At 50.4% G+C, this 11,856-nt stretch carries 10 protein-coding genes; 8 read left to right on the forward strand and 2 right to left on the reverse strand.

Going from position 1 to position 11,856, the window contains the following annotated elements; all coding sequences use genetic code 11:
- On the forward strand, positions 1–1,841 hold a 1,841-nt coding region (locus tag ACR0P9_RS02500), incomplete at its 5' end, for a hypothetical protein (protein ID WP_432617273.1).
- Between the two features lie 40 nt (positions 1,842–1,881).
- On the opposite strand, the gene ACR0P9_RS02505 is transcribed toward ACR0P9_RS02500, so the two are convergent.
- Positions 1,882–2,466, reverse strand: a complete 585-nt coding sequence (locus tag ACR0P9_RS02505) for a sugar O-acetyltransferase (RefSeq protein ID WP_432617274.1) — start codon at positions 2,464–2,466, stop codon at positions 1,882–1,884.
- Positions 2,467–2,604: 138 nt separating this feature from the next.
- Between ACR0P9_RS02505 and ACR0P9_RS02510 the strand changes: the two genes are divergently transcribed.
- The 6 genes from ACR0P9_RS02510 to ACR0P9_RS02535 all read left to right on the forward strand — a co-directional run bounded on the left by ACR0P9_RS02510 (position 2,605) and on the right by ACR0P9_RS02535 (position 10,277).
- Positions 2,605–3,537, forward strand: coding sequence for an AraC family transcriptional regulator (locus ACR0P9_RS02510; protein ID WP_432617275.1), 933 nt, complete (start codon positions 2,605–2,607; stop codon positions 3,535–3,537).
- Positions 3,538–3,881: 344 nt separating this feature from the next.
- Entirely contained in the window at positions 3,882–5,834 is a 1,953-nt protein-coding gene (gene iolD, locus ACR0P9_RS02515; protein ID WP_432617276.1) for a 3D-(3,5/4)-trihydroxycyclohexane-1,2-dione acylhydrolase (decyclizing), read from the forward strand.
- A 199-nt stretch (positions 5,835–6,033) separates the two neighbouring features.
- Positions 6,034–6,825 carry a 5-deoxy-glucuronate isomerase gene (locus ACR0P9_RS02520; RefSeq protein ID WP_432617277.1) on the forward strand — a complete coding sequence of 264 codons (792 nt, stop codon included), beginning with the start codon at positions 6,034–6,036 and terminating at the stop codon, positions 6,823–6,825.
- A 16-nt stretch (positions 6,826–6,841) separates the two neighbouring features.
- On the forward strand, positions 6,842–7,963 hold the full coding sequence (locus tag ACR0P9_RS02525) for a 4-hydroxybutyrate dehydrogenase (RefSeq protein WP_432617278.1): 1,122 nt from the start codon (positions 6,842–6,844) through the stop codon (positions 7,961–7,963).
- 358 nt (positions 7,964–8,321) lie between these two features.
- Positions 8,322–9,221 (forward strand): myo-inosose-2 dehydratase, encoded by a 900-nt coding sequence (gene iolE / locus ACR0P9_RS02530; RefSeq protein ID WP_432617279.1) that lies wholly within the window; start codon positions 8,322–8,324, stop codon positions 9,219–9,221.
- A 36-nt stretch (positions 9,222–9,257) separates the two neighbouring features.
- The gene (locus ACR0P9_RS02535; RefSeq protein WP_432617280.1) at positions 9,258–10,277 is read left to right on the forward strand and encodes a Gfo/Idh/MocA family oxidoreductase; all 1,020 of its coding nucleotides are present in this window, start codon (positions 9,258–9,260) and stop codon (positions 10,275–10,277) included.
- Between the two features lie 159 nt (positions 10,278–10,436).
- Here the strand turns inward: ACR0P9_RS02535 and ACR0P9_RS02540 are convergent, their stop codons facing one another.
- Complete coding sequence (locus ACR0P9_RS02540; RefSeq protein ID WP_432617281.1) at positions 10,437–11,117, reverse strand: HAD family hydrolase; 681 nt, start codon at positions 11,115–11,117, stop codon at positions 10,437–10,439.
- A gap of 238 nt (positions 11,118–11,355) precedes the next feature.
- Here ACR0P9_RS02540 and ACR0P9_RS02545 point away from each other — a divergent pair.
- Positions 11,356–11,856, forward strand: a 501-nt coding sequence (locus ACR0P9_RS02545; RefSeq protein WP_432617282.1) for a heavy-metal-associated domain-containing protein, incomplete at its 3' end; no start/stop codon positions are given.

Genomic DNA, 11,856 nt, shown 5'->3' on the forward strand with positions numbered 1-11,856 from the left:
GCAGACGCATGGTGTGTGCTGCTTGCCTGTTCGCCGTGATGATTGCTATATATGCCGGTATGATTTCGGTTTTGCATATCGTTCCGCGCAATGACAGCCATTCGATGCTGGATCAAGCACTGTACATGGCGCGAACCGGCACCAATATCATCCATCCAGACAGCGTGTATGTGACCTACTTTTCCAAATATGGAAACAACTATTTGCTCACGCTGCTTTTCGTCTGGTTTTTCCGCGGGATAGATGCCTTGGGCGTGACGGATATATATCGGGCGGTGTACATTCTCAATGCGGTTTGCTTGGTCATTGGCTGCATCTTTTCCTGTTTGATTGCCCGACGCATACGCGGCGGCGCGGCAGCAGTCAAAGTATTGGTGCTGTTTGTCTGCAATCCGGTCTATTATATTATGACGTTTTGGGTGTACTCTAATACCCTGAGTGTGCCGTTCGCGATGATTTTGTTTTATCTTGGCGTGTGTCTGTATCAGACGGAGAATCGGAAAATCAAACTGCTGCTCGGCTGTATCGGCGCCGTCGTCACGGTGTTGGGGTATCAGATTCGCCCGACAGCGATTTTTCCTGTGTTGGCATTTCTGGTCGGATGGTTCTTTTATATCCTGCCAAAGCTCCGCCATAGACCGTGGCACATCAAAGAACTGATGCCGCGCATCGCGGCGTTTGTCCTGATGGTCGCCATGGCGGCAGGAACGCAGATGATTGTATCCGATCGGTGCCAACAGGCGTTTGGTGCCCTTTCTCATGCCAATTATCCGTTGACGCATTGGCTCATGATGGGCTCACACGGCAAGGGTGTATATAATGAGGCAGACGATAAATTTACCCTGACGCTGCCGGATGACAAAAAAGGTCCGGTGACGCGGGCAAAGACGATACAGAACTATCGCAATCTCGGCGTCAAGGGAACGGCAAAGCTGTGGCTGAAAAAGACAGCGACAACTTGGGGTGATGGCTGGTTTCAGATGAGCCGCCGCCTCAATCAGATGGAAGGCTACAACTGGGTCTATCAGCATTTGATTGGCGGGCGCAGCTTTGCGATCAAATATTACAGCCAGTGCTTTTGGCTGTCGATTCTGCTGATGACGATGTTACATTTACTGCGGCAGCTCGGACGCCGCACGGTACTGACGTATGATTTCCTGCTGATGACGGTTATTTTGGGCGGCATCGTCTTTTACCTGTTCTGGGAAGTCAAATCGGCGTATGCGATTTCGTTTTTGCCGTTCTTCTTCCTGCTCGCGGGAGGACACACACTGCCGGTGCCGGAGAAAAAACACAGACAGATCGCGGCGCGAATTGGTCTGTGTGCTGTTTGGGCGGCGGTGCTGGTCGGTTCCGGCAATGTGCAGCGCGCCGCGGCAGCGCGTTCCCAGACGCCAAAGTATGTGATTCGGAGCTATGGCAGCACATGGATTGAACCGGTGCATTTGTTTGACGGAGAGACCATGACACAGACGTTTTATCCCAATCACTCGTTTGACACGATTCGGCTAAAAATTCGCACGCAGGCGGGTGTGCTCGGCGCATCGCGGGAGACTGCTGATTTTGCCGTGCAGCTGCGCAACGCGGCGGGACAGGTTGTCTATGAGACGACAATCACACCGGATAATATCGAAGATGACTCGCGTGTTTGTCTGGATACCGGTGTGCAGCAGGCGGATAAAAACGGATATACGCTGTCCATCACCAAACATGCCGGTTCCGTACAGGACATGGGCTTGTGGACGAGCACAGGAATGCGCCTAGATTCGTATACCGGTACGATGACAGTGGGAAATATAGAGAAACAGACGGACTTGTATATGAGCGTCTATCGCAAATAACAGAAATAGAGCACGCCGATTGGCGTGCTCTATTTCTGTGTCAGAGTAAAGTTTCGATGGAATCCTGTTCGGTAATCGGGCGAATGACGCGGCAGGGATTGCCGTATGCCAAGACACCGGCGGGAATATCTTTTGTGACGACACTGCCGGCACCGATGACACTGCCGCTTCCGATGGTCACACCGGGAAGAATTGTGACATCGCCGCCGAGCCAGATGTTGTCACCCAACGTGATTGGCTTGGCGCATTCCAAGCCTTGGTTGCGCTCCTTGGGAAGCATCGGATGAATGGCGGTGTACATGCCGCAGTTCGGACCGATGAAGCAGTGCGAACCGATGGTAATCGGCGCGCAATCCATGAGATAGGCACCGTGGTTGAAAAATGACCCTTCACCGATGGTGCAGTGATACCCGTAATCTGTATAAAACGGCGGAAGAATCACAACATCCTTGTCCAATTTTGGCAGCAGCTGGGATAAAATCTCCTGCTGCCGTTCTTTTTGGTTGGGTGCAGTCGTATTAAACTGAAAGCACAGCGTATCTGCGTGTTCCCGTTCCTGCAAAATGCTGGGGTCATAATTGGCATCATACCAGAGGCCAAGATCGCGTTTTTCCTGTTCTGTCATAAGTTCTCTCCTTTGTGTGGGATACCTCAAGTATAGCATAGTTTTCGCAAAAAAGACAAAAATCTGATAGGCGATTTGTCGCTGAATCTGCTATAATAAGCACATACGAGAGAATAGAAATCGGGGAAGGAGTATATTATGGCAGAACATCAGGCGATGAATGTACAGTGCTTTGTCAAGAAGGATTTTCAGTCGGTATTTGTCGGGAAAAATGACCCGAAATTGCTGTATGTCAGTGATATTCGACCGGACACCAGTGCACATCCGCGTGTTATGCACGCACATGAAGACTTTGTGGAATTGATTTTGATTTGCAGCGGAAGCAGCGAATATTTGATTCACGACAAGAAATATAAAGTACAGCAGGGCGACCTGCTTATTTACAACCCGCATGTGGTACACGATGAGATTGCCAGTTCAAACAATCCGATGGGAAGCTATTGTGTTGCCGTCGGCAATTTACATATGCCGGGGCTCAAAGAGTACGCTCTGATTCCGGCGGATGCCGGTTTTGTGTTCCCGACAGGAGATCAGTTTGAGGCACTCAAAACGCTGTTCGAGATGATGTTTCGCAGCCTGTCTTCCGGAGAGCCAAATGCAGAAGCGTTTTGCCATTCGCTGATGCACGCCTTGCTCGTCAAAGCACTGACGGTTGTCGGCGTCAAAGCGTCCAACGGAGAAGAAATCGAGATCGAAGAGCCGTCTATTTTGGGACAGCGCATCAAAGAGTACATCGACAAAAACTATGCCGAACAGATTACCTTGCAGAGCATGGGCGAAGCACTCAATATCAGCCCGTATTATTTGTCGCATGTGTTTAAAGAGATGAGCGGATACTCGCCGATGCAGTATTTGCTGCGTCGGCGTATTGGCGAAGCACAGACGCTGCTGATTTCGACCGATTTACCGGTGACGACGATTGCCGGTATGGTGGGCTATGACACACAGAGCTATTTTAATTTGCAGTTTTCCAAAAATGTCGGGATGCCGCCGAAGAAATACCGGCAGAACTATATTGTGGAGACACGACAGCCGGAAAAGAAGCGCAGAAAGAAGAAAAAAGAATCGTAAATCCTCCCGCCGGAGAGCAGAGAAATCTGTTCTCCGGCTTTTTTCTGCGTGCGGAAAAACCGGCAATCGCAGGATATTAGAAAAATCGGTGCAATGAATCCTTTCGCGGCAGAGGGGACGAAACAGCAAGAATCTAAAATTTTTTGCGGCAGGCTGGGACGGGCGGCGCAAAAATACAGCAAGGATATAAAAAATCAAAAAAATACCGACAAAATAGTGAAAAAACAAAAGGGTTAAAGTTTATTTTTCGTGAAAATAGTATACTGAGTACAACAAAAACAAGGAACCGCAAAACAAAAATTGTGGATGCAAGACGAATGTTTATGTATGAGGAGGAAACAATTATGAGCAAGACAAAGATGACAGTAGGTCAGGCAGTAGTAAAGTTCCTGAACCAGCAGTACATCGAATTTGACGGCGTAGAGCAGCCGTTCGTAGATGGTATCTTCACCATCTTTGGACACGGCATGGTAGTTGGTCTGGGACAGGCACTGGACGAAGATCCGGGTCGCTTGCGTGTTTATCAGGGCAGAAACGAGCAGGGCATGGCACATGCGGCTATCTCTTATGCAAAGCAGAACAATCGCCGTAAGATCATTGCTTGCTCCTCTTCCATCGGCCCGGGTGCAGCAAACATGGTAACCGCAGCACTGACGGCTTCCATCAACCACATTCCGCTGCTGCTGTTCCCGTCCGACTCCTTCGCAACCCGTCAGCCGGATCCGGTATTGCAGCAGATGGAGGTTTCTCATGACCTGAGCATCACCGCTTCCGATTGCTTCAAGCCGGTTTGCAAGTACTGGGATCGCATTTCTCGTCCGGAGCAGCTGATGCCGGCACTGATTAATGCATTCCGTGTTCTGACCGATACCGCAGATTGCGGCGCTGTCTGCATCAGCCTGCCGCAGGATGTACAGGGCGAGAGCTTTGAGTATCCGGATTACTTCTTCCAGAAGCGCGTACATCACATTTCCCGCCGCGGCGCAGACGCATACGAAGTAGAGAAGGCTGTAGAGCTGATTAAGTCCGCAAAGAAGCCGATTCTGATCTCCGGCGGCGGTGTTCGTTACTCCGAAGCAGGCGAGACCGTGATGAAGTTCGCTCGTGAGTTCAACATTCCGGTATCTCAGACACAGGCTGGCCATTCCGCTCTGCCGGACAGCTTTGAGCTGAGTGTAGGCGGTATCGGTGTTACCGGTGGTCTGGCAGCAAATGCCCTGTGCAAGGATGCCGATCTGGTTATCGGTGTTGGCACCCGTTTCAATGACTTCGTTACCGGTTCTAAGTGGGTTCTGTTCCGCAATCCGGACATCAAGGTTTTGGCCATCAACACCTCTGAATTCCATGCAGAAAAGCTGGATGCAACCCGCTGCGTAGGCGATGCCAAGGTAACGCTGGAGCAGATTTATGACGCACTGAAGGCTGACGGCTACAAGTCTGGTTACACCAATGAGATTCAGGAAATCCGCGAGGTATGGGAGAAGGAGCGTCTGAGCGTTCTCGGCGTACAGTACCATGGCGAGGGCTTCGGCGAAGGCAAGTTCGTTCCGTGTGTACCGAGCTGGACCGAGAAGATCATGAACGACTTTGTCAATGACATCGGCGGCACCATCACCGAGTCCAATGCCGTAGGCATTCTGCGTGAAGAGATTGACGACGACGCTATCGTTGTTGCAGCAGCAGGCTCTCTGCCGGCTGACCTGGAAAGACTGTGGGTAACCGATGCAAAGGACACCTACAACATGGAATACGGCGCATCCTGCATGGGCTATGAGATTGCAGGCGCACTTGGCTCTAAGCTGGCAGCACCGGAGCAGGAAGTTTATGCTCTGGTTGGCGACGGTTCCTTCATGATGCTGAACTCTGAGATTCCGACTGCGATTCAGGAAAATGCAAAGATCACCGTTGTTGTATTCGATAATACGGCATTTGGCTGCATCAATAACCTCCAGATGGGCAACGGCGTTGGTTCTCTGGCAACTGAGATGCGTCACCGCAACGAGGAGACCGGCAAGCTGGACGGCAAGTACTGCTACACCGATTTCGGTAAGGTTGGCGAAGGCTACGGCATGAAGGCATTCTATGCTAAGACACCGGAAGAATTCCGCAAGGCTGTTCAGGATGCCAAGAAGGAGACCGGCTCTTGCATTATTGATGCAAAGGTTCTGCCGAAGACCATGGCAGAGGGCTATGAGTCCTGGTGGCACATCGGCGTAGCTTCTACCTCTAAGTCCGAGAAGGTACAGGAAGCACGCAAGCGTCTGGACAAGTACATCAGCGAAGCGAGAATGTATTGAGTTAATACGGCTGTAATGACACACCACATCTCCAGTTTCCTAACAAGACATTCGTAACTCTGTGCACTCATGCATTCTCCGCATGTATATACCTTTTCTCACAGCTTTTGCAGCGCGACGGGGGTCGCGCTGCAAAGGAATGCTTATACAAAACTGGAACAATTAACCGATACTTGACGATAAATAAGGAGCGAGCAAAATGAAATACACAGCAAAAGCCCCGTTTGATAAGGGCTATAATAAAATGGTTTCCGCAGTAGACAATCCGGAAATGATGGGTATGGAATTCGGTGTTGTCAAGATGACTGCTGGCGACATCATGAACTTTGATTACGCACAGGAAGTGGTTTATGACCTGATGAGCGGTACCGTGACCTTCGCTTGGGAAGGCAAGAGCGAGACCGTGACCCGTAAGGACTGCTTCCATGAAGGCGCTATCCTGCTGCACGTGCCGCAGAACACCGCAGTGACCATTACCTGTGATGCAGATGCGGAGATCGCTGTAGCTCGCACAGAGAATGCGCGCAGCTTTGCTTCTAAGCTCATGCGTCCGGAGGACTGCCTGAGCGCAAACGAAGAGCGTGGAGCTGGTCAGATGAACGAGTGCTCCACCCGTCTGGTTCGCACTTTCTTTGACCGCTCTAACTGCCCAGAGACCAACTTCTTTATCGGTGAAGTGGTACACTTCCCGGGCAAGTGGTCTTCTTACCCACCGCATCAGCATGTAGAGCCGGAGCTGTATTACTACAAGTTCCTGCCGGAAAACGGCTATGGTCTGGCTGAGTACGGCGATGATGCCTTCAAGGTAAAGAACAACGACCTGACCGGTATGCCGGAGAATGTCACCCATTCTCAGTGCGCTGCACCGGGTTATGCAGAGTATTATCTGTGGTGCATCCGTTTGCAGGATGACAAGAACATCGTGACCACTGTTGTGCCGGAATACGAGTGGGTAACCGCTGCTGACGCAAAGTATTTCCCGGAAATTTAAGGCAGGAGGCATAGACATGAAAGCATTTCAGCTGATTCCTGCGATTGCAGAATATGCAGATTTTAAGACCTATGCAAATGAAGCAGGTCTGGGCGCAGAGGATCTCATCCTCACCAACGAATATATCTATGAGCCGACAATTGCTGCACTGAATCTGGGCTGCCATACCCTGTTTCAGGAAAAGTATGGCATGGGCGAGCCGACCGATGTCATGGTAGACGCCATTCTCGATGAGCTGCGCGGCAAAGACTATAACCGCATCATCGCTGTCGGCGGCGGCACCATCATCGACATTGCCAAGGTTCTGGCAGTCGCTTCCAAGGAAGACAAGGTAGACGATCTGTACGACCGTATGGCTGACCTGCATAAAGTCCATGAGCTGGTTATCGTGCCGACAACTTGCGGCACCGGTTCCGAAGTGACCAATATTTCGATTATTAACCGCACGACCAAGGGCGTCAAGCAGGGCATTGTTTCTCCGGCTATGTTTGCCGATGAAGCTGCACTGATTCCGGGTATGCTCGCAAGCCTGCCGTATGGCGTCTTTGCAACGTCCTCGATTGATGCTATGATTCACGCTGTCGAGTCCTTCCTCAGCCCGAACGCGTGCGCGATCAGCGAACTGTTCTCCAAGAGCGCTCTGCATCTGATTCTGAGCGGCTGGCGTGCCGCTGTAGACAACGGCGACCGCGATGCTTGGAAGAAGTATGCAGCTCGATTCCTGCGTGCTTCCAACTTCGCAGGCATTGCCTTTGGTCATGCCGGCTGTGCAGCGGTTCATGCTCTGAGCTATCCGCTCGGCGGCGCACATCATGTTCCGCACGGTCAGTCCAACCAGCTGATGTTTGCCGATGTTATGCGCAAGTATCAGGAAAAGAAGCCGGTTGGCAAGCTCAACAAGCTGGAAGAGATTCTGGCAGCAGAGCTGGATACCGAGCCGGTATTTGCACTGGAAGAGCTGTATAAGCTCATGAATGCAGTACTGGAAAAGAAGCAGCTGCGTGAAGTTGGCGTGACCGCAGATGAACTGCCGGTATACGCAAAGACGGTACTGGAGACCCAGCAGCGTCTGCTCAACAACAATTATGTAGAACTGTCGGAAGAGGATATTTTGGACATCTATACCAAGGCATTCTAATCTTGCATCCGTTTGATACGAATACAGGCACAGGATAATCCCTGTGTCTGTATTTTTTTGCACTATTTCGAGAGAATGAGGCATCAGAAAAGTATAGTATCGCAGGATGTTTCAAATTTTTGATTTTTGCGTTACGGGGGAAAGAACAAGATTTTGAAAGTTTTCCGGAAAAAAGCGGGAAATTGCCTGTCTGCGCATACAGAATTTGAATAAAAAAGAATTTCTTTAGAAAAGCTGCAAAAAACAAGAAGTTAAAAGCGGAAAAAACCTGTGCATGATATACTAAAGTCACAAAAAAGGAAAGACAAAATACGGAACAACACATAGGATTAAAAAAGCAGAGAAAGGACGAGAACATATGTTAGACCCGAAGAAAGTTCGCGTCGGCATTGCACCGATTGCGTGGACAGAAGATGACATGCCGGAGATGGGAGCAGAGAACAGCTTCCTGCAGACCATCAGCGAAATTGCCCTGACCGGTTACGTTGGCACGGAGATTGGCTGCCAGTTCCCGAGAGATCCGGCAATCCTGAACAAGGAACTGGGACGCAGAGATCTTTCGGTTATCACAGCTTGGATCAGCACCTATTTAAATGAACAGCCGCTTTGGTGGAACGAGCGTGCGTTTGTGGATCATATGAACTTCCTCAAGGCGTGCGGCACCAATATTATCAATACCTCTGACCAGAGCTTTTCGATTCAGCATCAGTGGAACACCCCGCTGTCTCAGAAGAAGGTGCTCAACGATGATGAGTTTGAGACACTGGCAAAGGGTCTTGACCATCTGGGCAAGATCGCGTATGACAGCGGTATGCAGATTGTTTACCATCATCACATGACAACCACCGTGCAGAAGACCAACGAGATTGACCATTTGATGCAGCTGACCGACCCGAAGTATGTCAGCCTGATTTACGATACCGGTCATCTGACCTTCTCCGGTGAAGATCCGATTGAGATTCTCAAGAAGCATCATGACCGCATCAAGCACGTGCATCTGAAGAACGTCCGCAAGGCAGCAATGGAAAAGTGCTATGCAGAGAACAAGAGCTTCCTGCGTTCTATTCCGGAAGGCGTATTTACCGTACCGGGCGATCCGGAAGGCTGCGTAGACTTCCCGACCGTATTCAAGCTGCTGGATGAGTACAACTACGAAGGCTGGCTGGTTGTCGAGGCAGAGCAGGATCCGGCAATTGCTAATCCGCTGGATTACGCGAAGATGGCTCGCGCATATGTTAATAAGTACACAGGACTTTAATTTTTGTAAAGAGATAGATTTGAGGAGGAAACACAAATGAAAAAGCTGAAGATTGGTATCATTGGTATTGGTCGTCTGGGTTATGAGCACGCTTGCAACATCGCAAACCGCGTACCGGGTTCTGAACTGGTTGCTATCAGCGATAAAAACATCGCTCGCGCAAAGGAAGTTGCAGAAGAGCTGGGTGTATCCGCTGTTTACGAGAATCCGGCTGACCTGTGCAACGACCCGAATGTAGAGGCTGTTGCCATCGTTACCAACACCGATTCTCATGTTGATATGATTGAGCTGGCTATGAACGCTGGCAAGCATGTATTCTGCGAGAAGCCGCTGGCTGAGACCGTAGAGAAGTGCAAGAAGGCAGAGAAGATTGTAGAAGCACATCCGGAACTGATTTTCATGCTGGGCTTCATGCGTCGTTACGATCATTCCTACGCTATCGCAAAGGAAAAGATCAACCGCGGCGACATCGGCGACATTGTTCTGGTTCGCTGCTACTCGCAGGATCCGATTTCCATCATCAAGGGCACACTGGAATACGCACCGCGTTCCGGCGGACAGTTCATTGATATGTCCATCCATGACATCGACCTGATTCGCTGGCTGACCGAGTCCGAGCCGAAGAAGCTGTGGGCAATCGGCGGCTGCTACGAGTTCAAGCAGTACAAGGATTGGGATGACGGCGACAACGTATCCTGCCTGATTCAGAACGAGAACGAGACCATGGCATTCTTCTATGCAGGCCGCGCAGCAGCACATGGCTCCGCAGTAGAGACCGAAATCGTTGGTACCCGCGGTACCCTGCGTATCTCCGCTGTTCCGACCGATTCCCTGCTGGAAGTTATGAGCAAGCATGGCGTTTGCCGCGAGTGCTATCAGGACTTCGTAACCCGTTGGCATGATGCATACGTAAAGGAAATGGAAGTATTCTGCGACCATGTTGCAACCGGTACTCCGGCTACCCCGAACGTATACGATGGCACCAAGTCCACCAACATCGCATTCCGCTGCAAGGAGTCCTTCCTGAAGAACGAGCTGCTGACTCTGTCCGAGTAATTTTGTCTCATTGATTTTATTCATCCATTTATTTCTCACTATATAATCATTTCTGTTATCTCTCTCTAAATAACAGGAAACATCACCACCTATTTCTCCAAGCAAAAAGCCGCAGGGTAATTCCTGCGGCTTTTCACGTGATATGCGAATAAATATTGCTTATAAAACTTCAGTCAGGCTATGTAGCTCTTTGTACGGGAAATCCACGCGCGGCGCCTGCTGGCGGGTGGTGTTGAGCCAAAACGGCACGAGACCGGCGCTGTGTGCGCCGATGATGTCGCGGGCAAAGTTATCGCCGATATAGAGTGCTTCCTGCGGCTTGATGCGCAGCTTGCGCAGACAGTCGAGAAAGATTTTCGGATTGGGTTTTTCCACACCGGCTTCCTCGCTGGTCACCATGGCGTCCAGCACACCGGCAAAGCCCAGCGCAGCGATTTTTCTGTGCTGGATATGTGCGGTCATGTCGGTCACAATGGCGGTCTGCACGTGACGGCGATGCAGGCGGTTGAGCAGTTCTGTCGCGCCCTCTCGCGGCTTCATGATGCGCAGCAGCGTTCCCCAATAGGTTTCATACAGCTCCAGCGGCGTGACGATGGACGGCAGACCGAGCAGCTCTAACATGCGCTGACAGATAATGACGCGGTTGTGGCACGCTGCGACGTGCGGCAGTTCGCGCTTGAGCTGCTTATCTGCTTCTTCGTATGCGGCGAGAAACCGCCGTGCCGGTACGTCAAAGCGGGATTCGCCGTATTCGGCGAGTGCAGCGAGAGCTTGCTGATGTACGGTGGTAAAATCGTATAATGTATTATCTAAATCGAAAAGCACAGCTTTGATAGCCATGAATGTCACCTCACCCATTATATAACGATATTTATTATACCACAAAATATTTGGGCGAAAATAGGTATCCTGAAAGTTTTGAAAACTTTTGCGGTTTCCGATAGAAAAAATATCCGCGCCCTATTGACATACACAGAGAGAATGCTATAATAGGGGCATACAAAACATATGAACAAATATTCATATGTTCAAATTTAAAAACTGCGTATTCTGTTGGATAGGGGCAGGAGGAATTTGCATGGCAAATAAAGTCTATATTATGGAAAATCTTGGCTGTGCACATTGTGCAGGCAAGATTGAGGCAGAGGTTCGCAATTTGCCTCAAGTGCAAGAAGCTGTAATGGTATTTGAGACAAAACAGCTCCGCGTCAAGACGAGTGAGCCGGAAGGGCTGGAAGAAACGATTGAACAAATCGCACAGTCCTATGAACCGGATGTCACCGTGCATGACCGTGACGGCAAAAAGTCCGGCGGACATCATCACCACCATCATCACGAGCATGAAGAGCACGAGCATCACCATCATCACGACCACGATGACGACTGTTGTGACGACGATTGCTGCTGCGGACACGACCACCATCATGAGCATGAGGATCACGAGCATCACCATCATCACGACCACGATGACGACTGTTGTGACGACGATTGCTGCTGCGGACACGACCACCACCATGAGCATGAGGAGCATGAGCATCATCACCATCATCACGATGACGATTGCTGCTGTGGACATGAC

The sequence above is a fragment of the Butyricicoccus sp. genome (genome assembly GCF_050872565.1).
In the GTDB taxonomy this organism is placed as follows: Bacteria; Bacillota; Clostridia; order Oscillospirales; family Butyricicoccaceae; genus Butyricicoccus_A.